The organism is Variovorax sp. 10L421 (genome assembly GCF_056395365.1).
Genome location: NZ_JBFTJJ010000020.1, coordinates 14,888 through 35,043 on the forward strand (window position 1 = coordinate 14,888; position 20,156 = coordinate 35,043).

Consider the following 20,156-nt stretch of genomic DNA (forward strand, 5'->3'; position numbering starts at 1 on the left):
CGTGTCGCTACGCCAACCCCTCAAGGGGCAACACCAGCGGCCCGGCAAAGCCGGTTCCGCGGTGTTCCTGGAAAAGGTTTCGCCGCGCTCGCTGGGTCGGCGATTGTGGCATGGGCGGGTTCGCCCTCTCAGGCCTCAGCCAGCCTGCGAAATCACCGTGCGCTCGACCAACCGGTCGTCGCCCAGCACGATCATCGCGAAGAGCATTTCTTCCAGCGTGTTCGCCAGCTTCGTCTTGCGCGCCAGCAGCGGCGTGGCCGCCGGATTGAGCACCAGGAAGTCGGCTTCGCAGCCCGGCTGCAGGTTGCCGACCACGCCGTCGAGCCCCAGCGCGCGCGCCGCGCCGCCGGTGTGGCGCCACCAGAGTTCCGAGGGCGCGATGCTCAGGCCGGCCTTGGTCTGGCCTTCACGGCCGACGTAGTAGGCCGCCATCATGGTGTGGAAGGGGCTGAAGCTGGTGCCGCCGCCCACGTCGCTGGCCAGGCCATAGGGATAGTCCACGCGGTCGGCCGCGCCGAAGTCGAAGAAGCCGCTGCCGAGGAACAGGTTGCTGGTCGGGCTCACGGCCGCGGCCGTCTTCGTCTCGCGCAGCAGCTCGCGGTCGGCCTCGTCGAGGTAGATGCAGTGCGCGTACACGGCGCGCTCGCGCATCAGGCCGAAGCCGGCGTACACGTCGAGGTAGGAACGCGCCTTCGGATACAGCTCGCGCACCCATTTCACTTCGTCGCGGTTCTCCGCCACGTGCGACTGAATCCAGGTGTCGGCGTACTTCGCGGCCAGTTCGCCCGCGCCGCGCAACTGGGCTTCGGTGCTCGCGGGCGCGAAGCGCGGCGTGATGGCATAGCCCAGGCGGTCGACGTTGTGCCACTTGCGGATCAGTGCCTCGGTATCGATCAGGCTCTGCTCGGTTTCGTCGCGCACGCCGTCGGGCGAGTTGCGGTCCTGCAGCACCTTGCCGGTGATCATGCGCAGGCCGCGGCGCTGGGCGCCTTCGAAGAAGGCGTCGACCGAGGCCACGTGCGAGGTCGCGAAGGTCAGCGAGGTGGTGACGCCGTTGCGCAGCAGTTCGTCGAAGAACACGTCGGCCACTTCGTTCGAATGTGCAGGGTCGGCGAATTTGCTTTCGGCCGGGAAGGTGTAGTTCTCGAGCCAGGGCAGCAACCCCGGCGAGGGCGAACCGATGATGTCGGTCTGCGGGAAGTGGATGTGCATGTCCACGAACCCCGGCGCGAGGATGCGCCCGGGCAGGTGGGTCGTGTGCGCATCGGGATGGCGCGGCTCGACGGCGGCATGGCTGCCGGCATCGAGCACGCGCTGGCGGCCGGTGCCGTCGGGGGCGACGACCAGCAGCCCGTCTTCATCGAAAACGGGCTGGCCGGCGGCATCGAATCGCAGGAGGGAGGCGCGGTAGGCTTTTTTCATCGTGGGTAGGGAGGGTAATCCAGCCCCGCCGGCCCACGATTTCCACGCGCGTATGAGTGCTATATGCGGAATGCACTCAGCGTGCTGGCAGTGCACGCGACTGGATGTCGAAGGGCACGCCGGTCGGCACAGGCCCGTCGCCGTCCTTGCGCTTGGTCAGCAGCGAATACTTCGACTCGATGAAATAGACGCGGTTGCCCCATACCGCGCCGGACGACGGGTCGTTGAGCCCCGCCACCACCGTCTGCAGGCCGAGCCTTGCACCGTCGACGCGCGCCACGGTGACCTGGCCGCCATAGGGGCCCTCGCCGAAGGCATTGCTTTCGAACAGCACGAGCCGGCCCGGCTTCCAGGCGCGGATCGCGTCGACGTTCTTCAGCACGCGCGGAGCTTCGATGCGCGTGACCTCCCCCGCATTGCCGTCGGCGCCCAGGCCGATGCGCAGCACGTAGGACGCCGCGGCCACGAGACTCACGTAGACATCGCGCCCGCCGTCGATGGCGATGCCGTTCAGCCCCTTGTAGGGCCCCGGGCCGGCCAGCGCCGGGTCTTCCTTCCAGACCGCGAGCGCGGCGGCGCCCGGCGCGAGCTTCAGCACGCGCGGGTGAAAGGAGTCGGTCACGTAGAGGTTGCCGCGCGCGTCCTGGGCGAGGTCGTTGCAGTAGCCGTTGTCGGGCATCGCATAGCTGGCATGCGGTGCGCCGGTGGCCAAGTCGTAGCGCTTGAGCGCGCTCGGCGTCTGCGGCACTGTGGTGAAGCCGCTGTTGCCAGAGCAGATCCACAACGCCCGCCGCTTCGCATCGACCAGCACGCCCTGCCCGTTCGCAAGCCCGTTGGCGCCGGGCTGCACCAGCACTTCGGCCTTCGGGGCGACGCCCGGCTTCAGCCGCGCGACCGCGCCCTCGCGCCAGCTGCCGACGTAGAACGCACCGTCGGGGCCGATGGCGACGCTTTCCGGATACCAGTCGTCGGGCAGGGCCTGTACGGCGGGCGGGGCGGCCGAGGCCGTCGCCGCGACGTACGCAAGCAACGCCCCGAGCAGCAGTGTGCGCGCCCGCGTCATTGCCACACGCGATATACGCGTCCCGTCTGCGGCCCTTCGACACTGCGGATGTAGGCCTGCGCAGCCTTCGCCGCCGACACCGACTCGAAACCCGGAAAGAACGACCCGTACAGCGGCAGCGACTCGGCCAGCACCGTCGGGCTCACCACGTTGATGCGGATGCCGCGCGGCAGTTCGATGGCAGCGCCGCGCACGAAGCCTTCAACCGCCGAGTTGACCGCCGTGGCATTCGCGCCGTGGCGGATCGGCTCGTCCGCCACGATGCCCGTGGTCAGCGTGATCGAGCCGCCGTCGGTCAGCACATGCTGGCCCAGCAGCGCGAGCCGCACCTGGCCGAGCAGCTTGTCCTGCAGGCCGACGTTGAAGTCGGCCGGCCGCATCTCGTTCAGCGGCCCGAAGAACAGCCCGCCCGCCGCCGACACGATGGCATCGACCCGACCGACCGCCGCATACAGCGCCTCGACGCTCGCGTCGCTCGTGATGTCGACCTGGTGATCGCCACGCGTGCGGCCTGCGCGAATCACCTCGTGGTGGCGCTCGGCCAGTGCCTGCACCACCGCACTGCCGATGGCGCCTGTCGCGCCCACAACCAGAACTCTCATGAAAACCTCGCCGGATTGAATGAACAGGCGGCCATTGTTTTGCGAACCATCAATTTGATAAATTGCCGTCCGGTTCGGTCATTCGAAACTTTAGGTTTTCAATATGGACAAGCTGCGCGCCATGGAAGTCTTCGTCGCCACGGTGGATGCCGGCAGCTTCGCTGCGGCCGCGGAGGCGCTCGACCTGTCGGCCGTGATGGTCGGCAAGCACATCCGCGCGCTCGAAGAACAGCTCGGCGCGCGCCTGCTGGAGCGCACCACGCGCCGCCATTCGCTCACGGAAATCGGCGCCGCCTATCTCGAGCGCTGCCGCGACGTGCTCTCCAGCGTGCACATCGCCGACGGCGTGGCCGAGTCGCTGCGCGCCATGCCGCAGGGCGTGCTGCGCGTGACCGCGCCGGTGGCGTATGGCGCGCACCGGCTCACGCCCGTGATCGGCGAGTACATCGCCGCCTATCCGCAGGTGAAGGTGGAGCTGAGCCTCAACGACCGCGTGGTCGATCTCGCGGAGGAAGGCTTCGACTGCGGCATCCGCTCGGGCGCCGCGGTCGACGAACGGCTCATTGCAAGGCCGCTGGCGCTGTCGCGCATGTACGCGGTGGCCAGCCCCGAATGGGTCGCACGCCACGGGCAACCCAAGCACCCATCCGACCTGGAGGCATTTCCGCTACTGGGCTTCGCAACCTGGGGGCCGGACCATGCATGGCGCTTCACGCGCAAGGGCAAGACGGTGCATGTGCCCGTGCGCGGCCCGCTCACCACCAACAACGGCCAGGCCCTGCTGGCCGCAGCCATGGCCGGCGTAGGCGTGATCGTGCAGGCCGACGCGCTGCTCGGGCCCGCCATCGCCTCGGGCCAGGTGGTGCGGCTGTTGCCCGGATGGGAACTGCCCACGCGGCAGGTGCACATCATGCGGCTGCCGGAAGCGCGGCCGAGTGCCAAGCTGCGGACCTTCGTGGACTTTGTGGTCGAGCGGCTGGGCTGAAGATCCGCGTTCTACTGATAAATGACGTCAGCGGTGACACCTGCGCCGCTTCGCCAGCGCATCAAGACCCTGTTGCGCCGAAGCTCCATCGCCACGGGCAACGCCGTCGGCCCGCAAGCCCGTTAACGGGCCACCCGCCCCTGCACACCCTCGACCAGCCAGTTCATCTTCAGGATCTGCTCGTCATTGAGCTGCGCGCCCTTGGCAACCACGACGTGGCCCTCGTTGTCGCGCACGTCGGCGGCCACCGCACGAAACGGCTGCAGCTTGCCGGCCGCGATGTCCTTCTGCCGCGCCAGCACCTCGTCCTGCACGGCCTTGGGCACCTTGGTGCCGAAGTCGCCGACGCGGATCATTCCTTCCCTCACGCCGCCCCAGAGGTTGCCGCTCTTCCAACTGCCTTCGAGCACGGCCTTCGCGCGCTGCGTGTAGTAGCCGCCCCACTGGTGCGTGACCGCGACGATCTGCGCGTCGGGCGCGATCTTGCGCATGTCGGAGTGATAGGCAACGGCCATCCTGCCGCGCTCCTGCGCCGCGGCCATCACGGCGGTGGAGCCGGTGTGGAAGGCCACCACGTCGGCGTTCCGGTCGAACAGCGCCATCGCGGCGTCGCGCTCCTTCGGCGGATCGAACCACTCGTTGAGCCACACCACGTGGACCTTCGCAGCCGGATTCACCGAGCGCATGCCGAGCGCGAAGGCGTTGATGCCCTGCAGCACCTCGGGAATCGGGAAGCCCGCGACGTAGCCGGCGATGTTGGTCTTCGTCATGCGGCCGGCCGCGATGCCCGCGAGGTAGCGGCCCTCGTAGTAGCGCGCATTGGCGGTCGCGACGTTGGGCGCGGTCTTGTAGCCGGTGATCGATTCGAACTTCACCTCGGGGAAGTCCTTCGCCACCTTCAGCGTCGGCTCCATGTAGCCGAAGCTCGGCGTGAAGATGAGCGTGTTGCCCTGTTGCGCGAGGTCGCGGATCACGCGCTCGGCGTCGGCGCCTTCGGCCACGTTCTCGACGTAGGTGGTCTGGACCTTGCCGCCCAGCGCCGCATCGACGGCCTTGCGGCCTTCCTCGTGCTGGCGCACCCAGCCGGCATCGGTGACGGGCGTGACGTAGACGAAGCCGATCTTCAGCGGCGCTTTGGGCGACTGCGTCTGCGAAAAGGCGGGAGAAAAGAAAAAACAGGCGGCAGCGCACGCCAGAACGGCGCGGCCAACGAGGTTTTTGTACATGGTGTTCCTCTACATGGCCCCGGAAAAGCACAACCCGCAGCCGGCCGGGACGCCCGGCTGCGGGGTTCGGATTTTAGTGCGGCCTTCGCGCGGCCGTTTTTCTACTCGAGCTGCACATGCTGGCGCACAGCCTCCAGCAACAGCGTGGCCAGCCGGCTCGCCGGGGCCTCGGAGTGGGCCTGCGCACGATAGAGCACGAGCGATATCTGCGGCAGCGCCGGCAGGGACAGCGTCGCGCGATCGATGGCGCGTACGTGCGAGGGCAGCCCGAAAGGCGTGCGCACCGTAAGACCCAGTCCGGCCGATGCGGCAGCCCACAGCGCCGCGAGGCTGGCACTGCCGAAAGCCCGGCGCCACGGCACGCCGGCGCGGTCGAGCGCGGTGATCACGATCTCGCGCAACGGGCACGGGGCGTCGAGCATGATCAGCGGCAGCGGCTCCTTGCTCCTGGCCTGGCGCGTACCGGCGCCGCGGCTCTCGCGCTCCGTCCACCAGGGTGCTTCGACCCTGTCGGGCGTCTTCGGGCCGATCCACAACAGCGGCAGGCGGGCGACGCGTTCGGCGTAGGGCGACAGGGGCTGGTCGCCCGCGTCCCACGCCAGTGCCAGGTCGAGCTGGCCGAGTTCGAGCCGCTCGCGCAGTTCGCCGCTGCGCGCCACGCAGGCCTCGATGCGCACCTTGGGATGTGCGCGCGCGAAGCGGCCAAGCACGGCGGGCAGCAGCGTCTCGCCGAAGTCTTCCTGCAGGCCCAGGCGCACCCAGCCCTGCAGGTCGGTGCCGCGCATGGCGGCGCCGGCTTCTTCATTCAGTTCGAGCATGCGGTGGGCATAGGTCAGCAGCGTCTCGCCTGCATCGGTGAGCTCCAACCCGCGGCCGGCCTTGCGGAACAGCACGGTGCCGGCCTGCGACTCCAGCTTCTTCAGCTGCGCGCTCACCGCCGAGGTCGAACGGCCCAGCCGGTCGGCCGCGCGCGCATAGCTGCCGAGCGCGATGCCGGTGGAGAAGGTGCGCAGCACGTCGAGATCGAACATCACCTGGCTCATGTCGGGTCCTTTTCTTATAGTCCTGATTTTTGGGACGATGGGCTCATTATTTTCTGATTTTCAAAACCTTTGCAGCGGCCGACACTGCCCTGCAACATGACCCCTTCACCCCACTCCTCTTCGTTTTCCCCACGCCACCGCTGGAAAGTGCTGGCTGCAGGCGTGGCCGCCAACGCGGCCTTTTCCGTGGCCTTCAGCGGCATTCCCATGACCGCCGTGCTGATGCGCACCGGCTACCAGCTCGACAACGCCACGCTCGGGCTGGTGCTGGGCCTCATGGGGCTGGGCATTGCCGTGAGCGAGCTGCCGTGGGGCCTGTTGACCGACCGCTGGGGCGACCGGCCCGTGCTGCTGACGGGCCTGGGCAGCACGGCCGTCGCGCTGGTGGCGATGGCGCTGTGGGCCGCGCCGGGCGCAGGGCACATTTCCGGCCTCGGCTGGCTCGGCGCCGGGCTGCTGCTGGTCGGCCTGCTGGGCGGCAGCGTCAACGGTGCCAGCGGCCGTGCGGTGATGACATGGTTCGACGCCGGCGAGCGCGGCCTCGCGATGAGCATCCGCCAGACGGCCGTGCCGATGGGCGGCGGCATCGGCGCGCTGGTGCTGCCCTTCGTCGCTCTGCACTTCGGCTTTGCCGCGCTCTACGGCCTGCTGGCCTTGCTGTGTGCGTTGAGCGCGGCCATGAGCTGGGCCTGGGTGCACGAGCCGCCTGTCGCGCCCCGTACCAAGGCCACGGCCGAAGCGCGTGCCGTGTCCAAGAGCGGCCCGCTACGCGACGCTCGCGTGTGGCGCATCGTGCTGGGCATCGGCATTCTCTGCGCGCCGCAGTTCGCGGTGCTGTCCTTCGGCACTGTGTTCCTGCACGACTTCGGACATGCGGGCCTGGCGACGATCACCGCTACGATGGTCTTCACGCAGGTCGGTGCGATGGTGATGCGCGTGTGGAGCGGCCGCTGGACCGACCGCCGCCGCAACCGGCCGGCCTACCTGCGCGCCTGCGGCGCGCTCAGCGTGCTGCTGTTCGCTGCACTCGCGGTGCTGGTGATGGCCGCCGGTACACATGTCGCCGATTCATTGGCGCTGCGGATCGCGCTGGTCGTGCTGCTGGGTGTGAGCGGTGTCTGCGTGTCGGCATGGCACGGCGTGGCCTACACCGAGCTCGCCACGCTGGCCGGCGCATCGCGTGCCGGCACGGCGCTGGGCATGGCGAACACCAGCGTGTTCCTGGTGTGCTTCATCACGCCCTTCTCTATTCCCCACCTGCTGGCGCTGCAGGGCTGGCCGCTGGTGTGGCTCGCGGCCAGCGCCTGTGCGCTGGTGGCAATGCCACTGCTGGTGCCGCGGCCCGATACCGCAGCCACTGCCAATCAGAAGGTCGCGAAGACCGCGTTGAGCCGGTCGACGTAAGCGCGCTTTGCGGCCGCGTCGATGAAGCTCCCCTCGAAGCTGTTCGCCGCGAGTTGCCAGGCCTGCTGCGCGTTGAGCCCGGTGGCCGCGAAGGTCTGCGTGAAGTTCTGGTTCATGTAGCCGCCGAAGTAGGCTGGGTCGTCCGAGTTGACAGTGGCGACCAGGCCCGCATCGAGCAGCGCGCCCAGGTTGTGCTGCGACAGGTCGGGGAACACGCAGAGCTTGAGGTTCGACAGCGGGCACACGGTGAGCGGGATGCGGTCTTGTGCGAGCCGCTTCATCAGCGCAGGGTCTTTGGTGCTTTGCACGCCGTGGTCGACGCGCTCGACCTTGAGCACGTCGAGCGCACTCCACACGTACTCGGGCGGGCCTTCTTCGCCCGCGTGCGCGACGAGGTGAAAACCCAATTCGCGGCAGCGCGCGAACACGCGCGCGAACTTTTCCGGTGGGTGGCCGACTTCACTCGAATCGAGCCCCACGCCGATGAACTTGTCCCGAAACGGCAGCGCCTGCTCCAGGGTCTCGAAAGCCTCTTCCTCGCTCAGGTGACGCAGGAAGCACAGGATGAGAGCCGCGCTCACGCCGAGCAACGGCTGCGCATCGACGCATGCGCGGTGCAGGCCGTTGACCACCGTTTCCATCGCCACGCCGCGCGCGGTGTGCGTCTGCGGGTCGAAGAACATCTCGGTGTGCACCACGTTGTCGGCCGCGGCGCGCTCCAGGTAGGCCCAGGCCATGTCGTAGAAATCTTGTTCCTTGAGCAGCACGCTGGCGCCGGCGTAGTAGATGTCCAGGAAGCTCTGCAGGTTGGTGAAGGCGTAGGCACGGCGCAGTTCCTCGACGCTGGCGTACGGAATGGACACGCCGTTGCGCTGTGCGAGCGCGAAGATGAGTTCGGGTTCGAGCGAGCCCTCGATGTGCATGTGCAGCTCGGCCTTGGGCATGGCGCGCAGCAGCGCAGGCAGGCGCTCGGCGGCGATGCGGTCGAAGCTCTTGTCGTAGGTGGGGCGGAAATCGGTCATGGTGGGTGCGAACTGCTGCTGCGTTGTGATCCCGCACAGCATAAGGGCACCCACCTGCCGGCGCGATGTCTGAAACCGTATAGGTGTCAGTCGATGCTGCGCGCCGAACTGGTGAGCGAGCGCGCGCAAAGCAGCAGCGTGGGCGCCAGCTTGCGCACCGCCTCCTCCAGCGTCCAGCGGCTGGTCGGCGCGACGATGTGCACCGATGCCACCGGCCTCCCCTGAGCGCCCAGCACGGGCGCGGCGATGGTCATGTCGCCGAGGAAAAGCTCCTCGGCATTGGTGGCGAAGCCCTGCTGCCGCGCCTGGCGCAGCTCCTGCAGGATCTCGTCCACGCCGGTGCGGGTGTGCATGGTGTGGGCCACGCGGTCGGAGGCTTCGATGAGCGCGCGCGCCTCGTCCTCGGGCAGCGCGCTCAGGAAGGCGCGCCCCGAAGCCGTGCAGTACATGGGAATGCGGCTGCCGATGGGCATGTGCACCGGCACGAACTGCGCGCTGACGAAGCGCGCCACGTAGACCATGTCCAGCCCGTCGGGCTCGGTGAGGCACGAGGTCTCGGTCGTCACCTTGGTGAGTTCCGACAGGAAGGGGTTGGCCACGTCGATCAGCGAATGGGCCGCGAGGTAGTTGAAGCCGATCTCCATGACCCTGGGCGTGAGCTGGTAGCGCCGCGTCTTCGGGTGCTTGCGCACGTAGCCCAGCTTCTCGAGCGTGAAGACCATGCGCTGCGCCGAACTCTTGGTGATATCGGTGGCCTCGGCCACGTCGGCCAGCGTCATGGTTCGGCGCCGGGCGCTGAAGGCGCGCAGCACGGCCAGGCCCTTCTCCAGCGACTGATTGAAAAGCAGGCTCTGGCCGTCTTCGGGGGCTGTGTCGGGTGTGGCGTCCATGGCGGTGGAGTATATCCACATTCCTTTGAAATATCGAATATCGATATTTTAGACTCGACTAGTGGTTTCTATTTATTGTTTAGAGATTCAAAAGAATCGATTATTGGCACGCATGTTGCATCGCGGGTGCCGCGCATCTTTTCCTTCCCTGTCTCTCTTTTCTTTCTTCTTCCTTCAACTTCCCTTGCTTCGAGGAGTGCTTCCATGAATCGCATCGTTCGCCGCCTTCATCGCCTGGCCCTGGGTCTTTGCATCGCCGGCGGCGCCTCGCTCGCGGCCGCGCAGGGCGCCGCGCCCACCTTCAACGTGGGCGCCACCGCCACGGGCGTACCCTTCACCTTCCTCGACGTGAAGACCAACAGCATCCAGGGAATGATGGTCGACACCGTCACCGCCGTGGGCAAGGCCGGCGGCTTCGGCGTCAACGTGCAGCAGACGGTGTTCTCGGCGTTGATCCCCTCGCTCACCGCACGCAAGATCGACATCGTCTCGGCCGCCATGCTCAAGACGCCGGCACGCCAGGAGGTGGTCGACTTCAGCGACCCGGTCTACTCGTACGGTGAAGGCCTGATCGTCAAGGCCGACGACGCCCGCGCATACGTCTCGCTCGACGAGCTCAAGGGCGAGGTGGTGGGCGCGCAGGTCGGCACGGTGTTCCTCGACATGCTGAACAAGAAGGGCATCTTCAAGGAGGTGCGCAGCTACGACTCGGTGGCCGACATGACGCGCGACCTCTCGCTCGGGCGCATCAAGGCGGGCCTCGGCGACCAGCCCATCATGGCCTACCAGATCCGCCAGAACACCTTCCCCGGCGTGAAGCTGGTCGACAGCTACAAGCCCGTGAACGTGGGCGACGTGTGCCTGGTGGTGCGCAAGGGCGACACCGAGACGCTGGCACGCATCAACAAGGCGATCGCGGCGATCAAGGCCGATGGCACGCTCGCCAAGATCGTCCAGAAGTGGGGGATCTGATGCACACCCCCAGGCTTCGCGCACTTCGTGTCGCTGCGCCACCCCCCTTGCAGGGGGCAACACCTGCGGCCCGGCAAAGCCGGTTCCGCGGTGTTCCCCGAATGGGCCTGACTACGTCGGCCGGTCGATTCGACGTGCCGCGCACCGCGCAACAGGACTGATGCAGATGGCTGCTTCCTCCTTCCTCCAGCACGCGCAGGACTTCCTGCCGATCCTCCTGCAGGGTGCCGTGGTCACCGTGCAGGTGACGGTGCTCTCCTTCCTGCTGAGCAGCGTGCTTGGCCTGGCGCTGGCGCTGATGAAGCTCTCGCCGGTGCGCGCGCTCTCGTGGGCCGCCACGGTGATCGTCAACGTGATCCGCGGGCTGCCGATCATCGTGCAGCTCTTCTACATCTACTTCGTGCTGCCGGAGTTCGGCGTGCAGCTCACGGCCTTCCAGGCCGGCGTGATCGGGCTGGGCATCGCCTACTCGGCCTACCAGGCCGAGAACTTCCGCGCCGGCATCGAGGCGGTCGACCCCGGCCAGCGCGAGGCGGCGCAGGCCATGGGCATGCGCTCGGCGCTGATCATGCGGCGGGTGATATTGCCGCAGGCCTTCCGCATCGCGCTGCCGCCCTACGGCAACACGCTGGTGATGATGCTGAAGGACTCCTCGCTGGTCTCGACCATCACCGTGGCCGAGATGACGCGCGCGGGCCAGCTCATCGCCTCGTCGACCTTCCAGAACATGACGGTCTATACGCTGGTCGCCCTGCTCTACCTGCTGATGAGCCTGCCGCTGGTCTGGGGCCTGCGTCGGCTCGAGAAGCGCTTCGCCGCAGGAAGGAAGCAGCCATGATCCACGTCGAGGGACTCGAAAAGCGCTTCGGCGCGCACCGCGTGCTGCAGGGCGTGAGCCTGCACGTGGACAAGGCCGAGGTGGTGTGCCTGATCGGCCCGTCGGGCTCGGGCAAGTCGACCGTGCTTCGCTGCATCAACGCGCTGGAGTCGTACGAGGGTGGCGAGATCCGCGCCTTCGGCGAGCGCGTGGACCGCAACGCGCCCGGCATCCACCGGCTGCGCAGCCGCATGGGCATGGTGTTCCAGCGCTTCAACCTGTTCCCGCACCGCACCGTGCTGGAGAACGTGATGGAAGGCCCCGTCTACGTGCTGCGCCAGAACGCCGCGCGGGCGCGCGAGGAAGCGATGGCGCTGCTGGCCAAGGTCGGGCTGGCCGAGAAGGCGCAGGCCTGGCCGGCACAGCTCTCGGGCGGGCAGCAGCAGCGCGTGGCGATCGCCCGCGCGCTCGCGATGAAGCCCGAGGCCATGCTGTTCGACGAGCCGACCTCGGCGCTCGACCCCGAGCTGGTCGGCGACGTGCTCGGCGTGATGCGTGCGCTGGCCGACGAGGGCATGACGATGATCGTGGTCACGCACGAGATGGGCTTCGCCCGCGAGGTGGCCGACCGCGTGTGCTTCCTGCACAGCGGCAGCATCGTCGAGGAAGGTCCGTCCGCGCAGGTGCTGGGCGCGCCGCGCCATGCGCGTACGCAGGACTTCCTGCGGCGCGTGCTGCATCCTTCCGGTGCGGCCGGCTCCGGGGAGGTGCGCGCATGAGCGTAGCCAGTGCCATGCCGCCATCGCTCTGGGCCGCCACCGCGCCGCCCGCCGCGCCGACGCCGCCGCTCGCCGAATCGCGCAAGGCCGACGTGCTGATCGTGGGCGGCGGCTTCACCGGCCTGTCTGCCGCGCTGCACCTGGCCGAGGCTGGCGTGCAGGTCTGCGTGCTCGAGGCACATGAGCCCGGCTGGGGTGCCTCGGGGCGCAACGGCGGGCAGGTGAACCCGACGCTCAAGCACGACCCCGACGAGCTCGTGCGGCTGTACGGCGCCGAGCGCGCCGAGCCGCTGATCGACGCGGTTTCGAACTCGGCCGACCTGGTGTTCGACCTGATCGCGCGCCACGGCATCGACTGCCAGCCGGTGCGTAACGGCTGGCTGCAGGTTTCCTACGCGGCGAAGGACGTGGTCGGCCTGCATGCGCGCGCCGAGCAATGGGCCAGGCGCGGCGTGAATACGCTGCCGCTCGACCGCGCGGCCGTCGCGGCACGGCTGGGCACCGATACCTTCGCCGGCGGCTGGCTCGACGGCCGCGCCGGCGGCATCCAGCCGCTGGCCTACACGCGCGGGCTGGTGCGCGCCGCGCAGGGCCTGGGCGTTGCCGTGCACGGCGGCACCGAGGTCACGGCGCTGGAGCGGCGCGGCTCGCACTGGCATGCGAGCACGTTGACGGGCGCCAGCGTCACCGCGGAGCAAGTCGTCATAGCGACCAACGGCTACACGGGCGCGCTATGGCCCGGGCTGAAGCGCACGGTGCTGGCGGCCAACAGCTTCATCGTGGCCACCGAGCCGCTGAAGGGCGCGGCGGCCGACGCGATCCTGCCGCGCGGCGAAACCGCCTCGACCTCGCAGCGCCTGCTGCTCTATTTCCGCAAGGACGCGCAGGGCCGCCTGCTGATGGGCGGGCGCGGCCATTTCGCCGACCCGGGCGGTCCCGCGGATTTCGCGCACCTGGAGCGCTCGCTGGAGCTGCTGTTCCCGCAGCTCGGGCCGCTGCGCTACGAGTACCGCTGGGCCGGCCGAATCGCCGTCACGCGCGACTTCATGCCGCACGTGCACACGCCGGCGCCGGGCATGACGATCGCGCTGGGCTACAACGGCCGGGGCATCGCGCTGGCCACGAGCATGGGCAAGCACTTGGCTGCGCGGCTGGTGGATGCGGGCGCGGATTTTCCGTACCCGGTGACGCCGATCCAGCCGATCCCGCTGCATGGCCTGCAGCGCTTCTACGTGGCCGGGGGCGTGGCCTGGTACAGCCTGCTCGACCGGCTGGCCTGACGAGTCGCCCAGGTGCCCGGGATGTCTTGCCATGTCGCACGCCTGTGCGTCAAATGCCGGGCATCCTACTCACCTCTTCAGCAGACACATGCCGATCGACACCCTCGCCACCTGGCACCGGCTCGTCAAGGAACGCGATGTGGCGGGGCTCGATGCCCTGCTCGACGACGAGGCCGTCTTCCATTCGCCGGTGGTGCACACGCCCCAGGTGGGCAAACGCATCACGCAGAAGTACCTGGCGGCGGCATTCCAGGTGTTCTTCAACGAGAGCTTCCGCTATGTGCGCGAGCTCAGGTCAGAGCACGATGCGGTGCTCGAATTCGCGCTCGAGCTGGACGGCATCCAGATCAATGGCGTCGACATGATGAAGTGGAACGACGCAGGCAGGATCACCGAGTTCAAGGTGATGCTGCGCCCGCTGAAGGCCGTGAACCTGATCCACCAGAAGATGGCGGCGCAGCTCCAGCCCCCGCAATCCTGACAGCGCCAATGCGCCCGGCACGCCACGGCGTTCGAACCGGCGCGCCCCCTTCGCGAGACACCGCGGAACCGGCTCCGCCGGGCCGCAGGTGTAGCCCCCCGGCGAGGGGGTTGGCGCAGCGACACGAAGTGCGCGTAGCCTGGGGGAGTATTTATTCAGCGACGACGTGCAGGCTGCCCTGCACGCTGTACGCCCGCACGCACATCCGGGTCAACTGCACGAGAAACCGAAACACGGCCGGCTCGCTCAGGCAATCCGGGGTGATCGCCATGATGTCCTTGCGGAACTCCATCAGCCCGTTGCCGGACATCGCCATCTCGGCGGAGGTGCCGTAGTAGTGCTTCCAGAAGTCCTGCAGCGGGCCGCGCTTCACCTCGTCGATCACCAGCGTATAGCCGCGCTCCCAGACCTCCTCGTCCATGGCCAGGCAATCGACGTTGGGGTCCTGCAGACGGGCGCCTGGGGGCACCAGGAACACGCGCCGCGTCGCTACCCGCTCAACGGCGGCTTGCTGTGGGCGCATTGCCTGACTCCGCAAGCTCGATTGAAGCGGCTGGCGAGGTGCAAGAATCGGTGAAGGTATGTTCTGCAGCATGGCGTGTGCTTCTCATGATGGGTGTCCTCGAGGAAACCAGGAGGTGTGACAGCTGAAAATTCAAACCGCGAGCAGCCGCAGGCGGCTCGCGTTGGAATGGGCCAGGCTCTTTGGCGGGTCCCAGGTTCCATTGGCGTTCAATGTGGTGGTCAGCGCGTAGACGCCGGCCGGATACGGCAACTCGAGTGGGTTGTTGATCGTGCTGACGTCGATCACATCGCCTTCCTCGTAGTCGCCATAGGCGATGAAGTAGCGGGGGCGCGGCGAGAAGGCCAGGTTCTGGTTGGGGCGTGCCTGCGCCGCATACACCGTGCTGCCTCCCATGGTCACGCCCACGGCAGCCGCGGACCTGCCCGGGACGCTGGCCGACTCGGCGAGATAGAACCGCGACCGATCGGGTCCCGGGATCGGGTTCACGAACCGGTAGGCACGGTCGTAGTCGAGCGTGATCTTGTTGTTCAGGCCGGTCGCGTCGTAGGTTTCCGTGGCGGTGAACTGGGTGCCGGGCTGCAGTTCGCCAGTTTCAGCCCAGGAGAAGCCGGTGTCGACGCTCCACTGGAACTTGACGCGCGAACTCGGGCCCGGGTTCGAGAACTCGGCGAACCAGGCCAGCGACAGCGCATTCGGCGCCCATTGCGTCGGGTCGTTCTGGAACACCATGAAATAAGCCGAATGACTCGCATGGTTGTTGACCGTGACTGAATAGATCATCCCCATGGCAACTCTCTTCCGGAAGTGATGGATCAGGCGGTTGGTGCCGCAACGGCACCGAGCTGGACCTCACTCTAGGGATCGCGAGTGGAGAATGAAATTACAGGCGATTACACGCGCTGTGCGCCACCCTGGATCTCGAAGGGATAGTTGCCGAGGCGCACGTTCCCGCGCCGTCGCTCGACCAGCGGCGGCTCGGCCAGCCGGGGCGCCAATGCATTGAGGATCTGGTGCTTCGCCCTGAAGATCTGGATGTTCACGTATGAGGGCTCCACGCCCAGCATGCGCGAGAGTTCGTCCAGCCCGATCCAGCCCTGGCTCTGCGGCGCAACGCCTTTTTGCGCGTCCTGCTGCCGCACGCGGGCGAGCGTGACGAGGGTGTAGTGATGAATGCGTTCGCCGAGCGACACCGATTTGCCGTTCGCCACCAGGCTCAGGCTCGTGTGCTCCTCGTTTTGGCTGACGTTGAAGTGCAGCGAAACCTCCGCCGAGGCCGGCGCCGAGGCTGCGATCGGGTTCTCGGAAGTGGACGCCAGGTCGTCGCCCAGCACGAACTCCCACGTGCTGCCCGAGGTGCGGACCACGACGCCATCGTTGAGGTACTCGATGCCGCCGATGTGCTCGAGCATCCATTTGCCTTCGTGGAAATACACGTTCACTTCAGGCTGCTGCTCGTCCGGCAGCAGGTTTTCGCGAAGGTTCAGCACCACGGCGGCGCCGCGCCCCTCGCTCGGAAAAAGGCAGGTGGCCGGCGGCGCGAGGTCGTCCGCGATCCAGACCGTTTCATCGCCCACGCCCATGCGGACTTCGGCGCCCGCGGGCAAGACGGTCCAGCGGCCGCCCGGCAGGCGCTCGCCGTTCAACGTGGTGCCGTTGCGGCTCTGGTCGACGATCTCCCATGCGCGGCTGTTCCATCGGACAAGCGCATGGACCTGTGACACGTCCGGCGCCTTCAGCACCGTCTGGCATGCCGAGGCGCGGCGGCCGAAGGCATGCACGGGCCGCAGCATGGTGGCGCGCCCGTCGAGCTTGTTCCTGAAAATAGCCATCGGTGCATTCTCTCTCGCGAGGTCAGACGTAGAGCGCCTGTGGATTGAGGTCGCCCTCGCTCATCGGAGTGTCGCGCCATCCCATGGCGACGGGCACCCTGTACAGGCGCGGGTTGCCCAGCTCCGGCCAGATGTGGCACAGGCCGGGCACGATCACCTTCACCGTGCACAGCGGGATGTCGGGGCGCGTGTGGTCGAGGACGATGGTCTCCATGCCGAGGGCAGCGGCAATGCCGACGCAGCGCTTGATTTCTTCCGCGATATCCGTCTGTGCGGCCGGCGCCGTCACGGCGTCGCTCACCTTCGACGGCATGAGAAAGCCGGCGCGCTGCATTGCAAAGGTCTTGCCGGCCACGATCAGCTGGCTCATTTCCGTGAGCGCGCGTTCGCAGGCCAGCGCGCGGTCGGTGCTGCAGCCGAAGCCGATGGCCCACTCGCCCGTTTGCCCGTGCCGGCCGACGGCAACCGCCACCGGGATGCCGAAGTCATGGGTGATGTCGAGCACCCAGCGCTCCCACTCAGGGCCGCAGGTGCGCTCGATGCGCAGGCGGATTTCGGCGCACAGGCCACCGAGGTCGATGGCCGGCCTGCGGATTTCGCCGTACCACCAGATGGCTGCGGCATCGCGCTCCACCAGTTCGAGAAAGCCCTGCAGAATGGCTTCCTCGCGCGTGTTCCCGGCGGCGCATCCGTTCGATGTCCAGCTGACGTGGCACTGGCTTGGCACCGGCGCATTCGCGAAGCAGAAAGCCAGCGGGAGGTAGCAGCGGGCATCGGAAGTCAGCGACCAGGCGGGCGTCCACCATGCGGGCTGACCCGGGGCTGCGGACGAGGTCGCCACGGCGTGCGGTGGCTTCTCCGTGTCGAACCGCGCGCGTTGCCGATCGCTGAACAGCGCCAGCGCCTGCGGCTGGACGCAGCGCGCGTCGAGGTCGGCGGCGAGCGCGACGACCGAGGCCTCGTCGCCCTGGTAGAAGGCGGCGTGGCGTTCGACCGCCTCGCACAAAGCGCTGGCACGGGACTGCGCCATCGACATGCCTTTGCCGAGGCAGACCTGGGTCAGCGGGCCGGGCAGCGCATCGCCGCCGGCCGGTGCAGTCCTGAAGATCTCGCTGCGATAGACCGTCAGCGCATCGTCGGATTCGGCGTTGAGCGGCCGCACCTGCGCGATCGCGCCGCACAGCGGACTGACGTGGCGCGCGAGCCGCTCCACCGTGGCCGAGGCAGGCACAGTGCGCCAGCCGCCATCGCGCCGGGCGGCGGGCAGGCCCGGCGCCAGCGCGATGCGTTCGCGTTGCCGCTGCGCCATGAGCCCCGGCGTTCCGCACTGCGGGCACTGGGGACGGCCGAAGACGAAATGCGGCTGCGGCGAATCCAGCGTGCGCACCTGCGCATCAGGGTGCGCGGCGAGTTGCCTGGCGATGGGGAGCAGTCGATCGAGGCGTTCGCCGACAAGCCCGTCGCCGGCGCGCACGGGCGGGCCGATGGCCATGCCGCCGTGGCGGTCCTGCCACCAGGCGCGCGCCGGCCGGTTCCCGAGCCAGCGGTGCGCGAGGCAATGCCAGCAGGGGCCGGCCGGCTTCCCGCGCGGCCTGAAGACCGGGCCGGCCATGGCCTGTTCGCCGGTCGGCTTGACCAGCAGCCATGGACGCCCCGAAGCGCGCTGCTGCGCATCGATCACGCCGAGCCGCGGGTCCAGGCAGTCGTCGCAGAACACGAGGGTGAGGCCAGCGCCGCCCGCCTCGGCGATCGCCAGCCCCCAGCGCCGTGCCGCGCCGTCGTTCACGGCCTGCGACAGCAGGACGAAATCGACGTGATCGGAGACGGCCGCACGCGCGGGTTCCACCGAGAAATCGGGCACGAGGTACGGCTCGCCGCCGTCCGTCGCGGCGGGTCGCACGAGCCCCTGGCGTGCCAATGCTTCGAGCGCATGCAGCATTTCCGCGAGCGGCGCGGCCGCGCCTTCGCTGCGGCAATAAGCCGCGAGGCTGACACGCTCGCGCAGCACGCGCTCGAGGGCCATGACGCCCGGCGAGCCGAGCACGAGAAGCTCGTTCTCGCTCAACAGCAGCAGGTTGTCCTTCAGCACGACCGGCGGCAGGTGCTTCTCGTGCCACCGGAAAACGTCGCCGAAGAAATCCGGTGCCGCGGCGCTACGCATCGTCTTGCGGGCCCAGCGCAAGGCGCACGACGGCATAGGGCCAGGCGCCTGTCGCGGCCTGGAACGCCGCTTCGAACAGCCGATGCTGTTCGGAGAATTGCGCATAGATGTGGTCTTCGGACAGCACCCGCATCGACGGATGCAGACGCGCGATCTGCACGGCGTCTTCGAAGCCCGACACCACCGGCAGCCGCATGCCGCCCACCGCCATGGGCTGGCGCGCGAGCACCGGGTGCACATGGTCGAGCACGACGGTGCACGGCGTCGCGCCGTGCTCGAAGCGCCCGGCCAAGCGGCACAGCAGGGCCTCCAGCGGCGCCTGCGGCAGGTAGGGGCAGACGCCCTCCAGCATCGCGAGCACGGGCCGCTCGCCGGGCAGGCTGGCGGCGTCGAGCCACGCGTCGTCGAGGATCGAGCAGGCGAGGTCGGTCTCGCCTTCGCCGCGCGCCATGTGCTGCGCCCGCAGGCCGATGGCGTCCGGCAGGTCGATGTTCAGCCAGCGGGAACCTGCCGCCACGGCCGCCCCGAGCCGGCTGCGCCGCGTGCAAAGGCCCGCGCCCAGCGTGATGCACAGGCCCCCCGGATGGATTGCGAGGAATTCGGCCGCGAAACGGTCGAACAGTGTGGCGCGCAGGACCACGCTCCTGACGAATGCCGCGTCCATTGCATAGGCCGAGAGGTCGAAGGGCAACGAGGCCGCGATGCGCTGCGCCTCGGGGTCGGAGAACGCCTGCGCATCGCCGCGCAGGCGGCTGGCCTCGGCGCGCGCGGCCAGTGTCAGCAGGAGCGTGGCCGTGGCGCCTTGCAGCGCGCCAGCGGCCAGCCCCCGATCGACCGCGGACTCAGCAGGTGAAGGGATAGGGGTCGCCCGTGTTGTTGTACGAGGTGAGCGCGATCGCCCGCATGCCCTCTTCCACCGGCGCGTTCGGGTAGTTGAGGAGGAGGCCGTTCTTGATCGGCGAGCCGTCGGCATTCTCCAGGTTCCATTCGCCGCGCGCCGTGTCCCACGTGAAGGCGGAATTGGTCGTGAACAGGATCTTGAAATTGAACGGATTGTTGTAGCCCAGCCATTGGCTCAGCACCGGCGCCTTGTCGGTGTCGGGGTCGCGCGTCAGGTCGAAAAGGAACTCCGGCGATTGCCATGCGAGCGCGATCGCGCGCAGCACCAGGCCACCGAACGCCAGCAGAGAACCTTCGCCGCCGCCGGGGATGCCAAGGCCCGTGGGCAGCGCGGCTTTCATCAGGCCGGCGGTGGACGCTTCGGGCGCCTCGAAGGCGACGGCGCCGCCCATGAAGTTCGGGAACACCTGGTAGTAGGCGGCCAGCGCCTCCGCGGCATGCGAGGAAGGCGCCTGCGGCAGCACGATGATGAAGGAATCGTCGGGGCCGACCCAGCCAGAAGTCAGCATCGGCTTCCATTCGGCGCGCATGTCCGGATCCGGATTCTGGAAGAGCCTGATGTCGACTTGCGGCCACATCGTCGGCAGGCCGAAGTCGCGGCGCAGCATGGGCTGAATGTCCTGCTGGTCGAGCAGTTCGCGGCGGTAGGCATCGTCCTGCCACGATCGGGCAACGCCTCGAAGATAGGCAAGGCGGAATTCGAGCAGCGGTTCGGCGCTTTGGCGTTGAGGGGTCATGGTCACTTCATCCTTGG

General features: G+C 68.2%; 21 protein-coding genes. 7 read left to right on the forward strand and 14 right to left on the reverse strand.

Annotated features, from left to right (window positions below):
• Positions 1-135 precede the first annotated feature (135 nt).
• The 3 genes from guaD to AC1DFC_RS22150 form a co-directional block, all read right to left on the reverse strand.
• On the reverse strand, positions 136-1,422 hold the full coding sequence (gene guaD, locus AC1DFC_RS22140; RefSeq protein WP_478180004.1) for a guanine deaminase: 1,287 nt from the start codon (positions 1,420-1,422) through the stop codon (positions 136-138).
• 76 nt (positions 1,423-1,498) lie between these two features.
• Positions 1,499-2,485 carry an NHL repeat-containing protein gene (locus tag AC1DFC_RS22145; RefSeq protein WP_007832797.1) on the reverse strand — a complete coding sequence of 329 codons (987 nt, stop codon included), beginning with the start codon at positions 2,483-2,485 and terminating at the stop codon, positions 1,499-1,501.
• Entirely contained in the window at positions 2,482-3,087 is a 606-nt protein-coding gene (locus AC1DFC_RS22150) for a short chain dehydrogenase (protein ID WP_007832795.1), read from the reverse strand. Before AC1DFC_RS22150 ends, AC1DFC_RS22145 begins: the two co-directional genes overlap by 4 nt.
• A gap of 103 nt (positions 3,088-3,190) precedes the next feature.
• Between AC1DFC_RS22150 and AC1DFC_RS22155 the strand changes: the two genes are divergently transcribed.
• Positions 3,191-4,072 (forward strand): LysR family transcriptional regulator, encoded by an 882-nt coding sequence (locus AC1DFC_RS22155; RefSeq protein WP_413331933.1) that lies wholly within the window; start codon positions 3,191-3,193, stop codon positions 4,070-4,072.
• Between the two features lie 122 nt (positions 4,073-4,194).
• Here AC1DFC_RS22155 and AC1DFC_RS22160 read toward each other — a convergent pair whose 3' ends face one another.
• Positions 4,195-5,298, reverse strand: a complete 1,104-nt coding sequence (locus AC1DFC_RS22160; protein ID WP_478180005.1) for a BMP family ABC transporter substrate-binding protein — start codon at positions 5,296-5,298, stop codon at positions 4,195-4,197.
• A 101-nt stretch (positions 5,299-5,399) separates the two neighbouring features.
• Positions 5,400-6,341, reverse strand: a complete 942-nt coding sequence (locus tag AC1DFC_RS22165) for a LysR substrate-binding domain-containing protein (protein WP_007832790.1) — start codon at positions 6,339-6,341, stop codon at positions 5,400-5,402.
• Between the two features lie 96 nt (positions 6,342-6,437).
• Between AC1DFC_RS22165 and AC1DFC_RS22170 the strand changes: the two genes are divergently transcribed.
• Positions 6,438-7,745: an MFS transporter gene (locus tag AC1DFC_RS22170; RefSeq protein WP_478180006.1), complete on the forward strand. Its 1,308-nt coding sequence runs from the start codon at positions 6,438-6,440 to the stop codon at positions 7,743-7,745.
• On the opposite strand, the gene AC1DFC_RS22175 is transcribed toward AC1DFC_RS22170, so the two are convergent.
• From AC1DFC_RS22175 to AC1DFC_RS22185, 3 genes are all read right to left on the reverse strand, one after another.
• Positions 7,706-8,767: an adenosine deaminase gene (locus AC1DFC_RS22175; RefSeq protein WP_157632187.1), complete on the reverse strand. Its 1,062-nt coding sequence runs from the start codon at positions 8,765-8,767 to the stop codon at positions 7,706-7,708. The genes AC1DFC_RS22170 and AC1DFC_RS22175 overlap by 40 nt on opposite strands.
• 86 nt (positions 8,768-8,853) lie before the next feature.
• Positions 8,854-9,657: an IclR family transcriptional regulator gene (locus AC1DFC_RS22180; protein WP_042673296.1), complete on the reverse strand. Its 804-nt coding sequence runs from the start codon at positions 9,655-9,657 to the stop codon at positions 8,854-8,856.
• Between the two features lie 68 nt (positions 9,658-9,725).
• A complete protein-coding gene (locus tag AC1DFC_RS22185) occupies positions 9,726-9,863 on the reverse strand; it encodes a hypothetical protein (protein ID WP_478180007.1) in 138 nt (45 codons plus the stop codon).
• Here AC1DFC_RS22185 and AC1DFC_RS22190 point away from each other — a divergent pair.
• The 5 genes from AC1DFC_RS22190 (at position 9,862) to AC1DFC_RS22210 (ending at position 13,986) form a co-directional block, all read left to right on the forward strand.
• Entirely contained in the window at positions 9,862-10,629 is a 768-nt protein-coding gene (locus tag AC1DFC_RS22190; protein WP_413331930.1) for an ABC transporter substrate-binding protein, read from the forward strand. The two genes, AC1DFC_RS22185 and AC1DFC_RS22190, sit on opposite strands and share 2 nt — an antisense overlap.
• A 166-nt stretch (positions 10,630-10,795) precedes the next feature.
• The gene (gene ehuD / locus AC1DFC_RS22195; RefSeq protein ID WP_478180008.1) at positions 10,796-11,467 is read left to right on the forward strand and encodes an ectoine/hydroxyectoine ABC transporter permease subunit EhuD; all 672 of its coding nucleotides are present in this window, start codon (positions 10,796-10,798) and stop codon (positions 11,465-11,467) included.
• Positions 11,464-12,225, forward strand: a complete 762-nt coding sequence (locus AC1DFC_RS22200) for an amino acid ABC transporter ATP-binding protein (protein WP_478180009.1) — start codon at positions 11,464-11,466, stop codon at positions 12,223-12,225. The genes ehuD and AC1DFC_RS22200 overlap by 4 nt, the downstream gene beginning before the upstream one ends.
• Positions 12,222-13,505 carry an NAD(P)/FAD-dependent oxidoreductase gene (locus tag AC1DFC_RS22205; RefSeq protein WP_478180010.1) on the forward strand — a complete coding sequence of 428 codons (1,284 nt, stop codon included), beginning with the start codon at positions 12,222-12,224 and terminating at the stop codon, positions 13,503-13,505. The genes AC1DFC_RS22200 and AC1DFC_RS22205 overlap by 4 nt, the downstream gene beginning before the upstream one ends.
• An 88-nt stretch (positions 13,506-13,593) precedes the next feature.
• On the forward strand, positions 13,594-13,986 hold the full coding sequence (locus AC1DFC_RS22210) for a nuclear transport factor 2 family protein (RefSeq protein WP_007832776.1): 393 nt from the start codon (positions 13,594-13,596) through the stop codon (positions 13,984-13,986).
• A 151-nt stretch (positions 13,987-14,137) separates the two neighbouring features.
• Here the strand turns inward: AC1DFC_RS22210 and AC1DFC_RS22215 are convergent, their stop codons facing one another.
• The 6 genes from AC1DFC_RS22215 to AC1DFC_RS22240 all read right to left on the reverse strand — a co-directional run bounded on the left by AC1DFC_RS22215 (position 14,138) and on the right by AC1DFC_RS22240 (position 20,139).
• Positions 14,138-14,509: a hypothetical protein gene (locus AC1DFC_RS22215; protein WP_007832770.1), complete on the reverse strand. Its 372-nt coding sequence runs from the start codon at positions 14,507-14,509 to the stop codon at positions 14,138-14,140.
• A gap of 132 nt (positions 14,510-14,641) precedes the next feature.
• Complete coding sequence (locus tag AC1DFC_RS22220) at positions 14,642-15,298, reverse strand: hypothetical protein (protein ID WP_413331926.1); 657 nt, start codon at positions 15,296-15,298, stop codon at positions 14,642-14,644.
• Between the two features lie 104 nt (positions 15,299-15,402).
• A complete protein-coding gene (locus AC1DFC_RS22225) occupies positions 15,403-16,341 on the reverse strand; it encodes an FHA domain-containing protein (protein ID WP_478180011.1) in 939 nt (312 codons plus the stop codon).
• Positions 16,342-16,363: 22 nt separating this feature from the next.
• Complete coding sequence (locus tag AC1DFC_RS22230) at positions 16,364-18,502, reverse strand: TOMM precursor leader peptide-binding protein (protein ID WP_478180012.1); 2,139 nt, start codon at positions 18,500-18,502, stop codon at positions 16,364-16,366.
• Positions 18,495-19,325, reverse strand: coding sequence for a class I SAM-dependent methyltransferase (locus tag AC1DFC_RS22235; RefSeq protein ID WP_478180030.1), 831 nt, complete (start codon positions 19,323-19,325; stop codon positions 18,495-18,497). Before AC1DFC_RS22235 ends, AC1DFC_RS22230 begins: the two co-directional genes overlap by 8 nt.
• A gap of 19 nt (positions 19,326-19,344) precedes the next feature.
• Positions 19,345-20,139 carry a BMA_0021/BMA_0022 family TOMM bacteriocin gene (locus tag AC1DFC_RS22240; RefSeq protein WP_007832759.1) on the reverse strand — a complete coding sequence of 265 codons (795 nt, stop codon included), beginning with the start codon at positions 20,137-20,139 and terminating at the stop codon, positions 19,345-19,347.
• Positions 20,140-20,156: the final 17 nt, after the last annotated feature.

Coding starts and splice junctions, on each gene's coding strand:
- guaD (WP_478180004.1), bottom strand. CDS start 1,422: ATGAAAAAAGCCTACCGCGCCTCCCTCCTGCGATTCGATGCCGCCGGC.
- AC1DFC_RS22145 (WP_007832797.1), bottom strand. CDS start 2,485: ATGACGCGGGCGCGCACACTGCTGCTCGGGGCGTTGCTTGCGTACGTC.
- AC1DFC_RS22150 (WP_007832795.1), bottom strand. CDS start 3,087: ATGAGAGTTCTGGTTGTGGGCGCGACAGGCGCCATCGGCAGTGCGGTG.
- AC1DFC_RS22155 (WP_413331933.1), top strand. CDS start 3,191: ATGGACAAGCTGCGCGCCATGGAAGTCTTCGTCGCCACGGTGGATGCC.
- AC1DFC_RS22160 (WP_478180005.1), bottom strand. CDS start 5,298: ATGTACAAAAACCTCGTTGGCCGCGCCGTTCTGGCGTGCGCTGCCGCC.
- AC1DFC_RS22165 (WP_007832790.1), bottom strand. CDS start 6,341: ATGAGCCAGGTGATGTTCGATCTCGACGTGCTGCGCACCTTCTCCACC.
- AC1DFC_RS22170 (WP_478180006.1), top strand. CDS start 6,438: ATGACCCCTTCACCCCACTCCTCTTCGTTTTCCCCACGCCACCGCTGG.
- AC1DFC_RS22175 (WP_157632187.1), bottom strand. CDS start 8,767: ATGACCGATTTCCGCCCCACCTACGACAAGAGCTTCGACCGCATCGCC.
- AC1DFC_RS22180 (WP_042673296.1), bottom strand. CDS start 9,657: ATGGACGCCACACCCGACACAGCCCCCGAAGACGGCCAGAGCCTGCTT.
- AC1DFC_RS22190 (WP_413331930.1), top strand. CDS start 9,862: ATGAATCGCATCGTTCGCCGCCTTCATCGCCTGGCCCTGGGTCTTTGC.
- AC1DFC_RS22185 (WP_478180007.1), bottom strand. CDS start 9,863: ATGGAAGCACTCCTCGAAGCAAGGGAAGTTGAAGGAAGAAGAAAGAAA.
- ehuD (WP_478180008.1), top strand. CDS start 10,796: ATGGCTGCTTCCTCCTTCCTCCAGCACGCGCAGGACTTCCTGCCGATC.
- AC1DFC_RS22200 (WP_478180009.1), top strand. CDS start 11,464: ATGATCCACGTCGAGGGACTCGAAAAGCGCTTCGGCGCGCACCGCGTG.
- AC1DFC_RS22205 (WP_478180010.1), top strand. CDS start 12,222: ATGAGCGTAGCCAGTGCCATGCCGCCATCGCTCTGGGCCGCCACCGCG.
- AC1DFC_RS22210 (WP_007832776.1), top strand. CDS start 13,594: ATGCCGATCGACACCCTCGCCACCTGGCACCGGCTCGTCAAGGAACGC.
- AC1DFC_RS22215 (WP_007832770.1), bottom strand. CDS start 14,509: ATGCGCCCACAGCAAGCCGCCGTTGAGCGGGTAGCGACGCGGCGCGTG.
- AC1DFC_RS22220 (WP_413331926.1), bottom strand. CDS start 15,298: ATGGGGATGATCTATTCAGTCACGGTCAACAACCATGCGAGTCATTCG.
- AC1DFC_RS22225 (WP_478180011.1), bottom strand. CDS start 16,341: ATGGCTATTTTCAGGAACAAGCTCGACGGGCGCGCCACCATGCTGCGG.
- AC1DFC_RS22230 (WP_478180012.1), bottom strand. CDS start 18,502: ATGCGTAGCGCCGCGGCACCGGATTTCTTCGGCGACGTTTTCCGGTGG.
- AC1DFC_RS22240 (WP_007832759.1), bottom strand. CDS start 20,139: ATGACCCCTCAACGCCAAAGCGCCGAACCGCTGCTCGAATTCCGCCTT.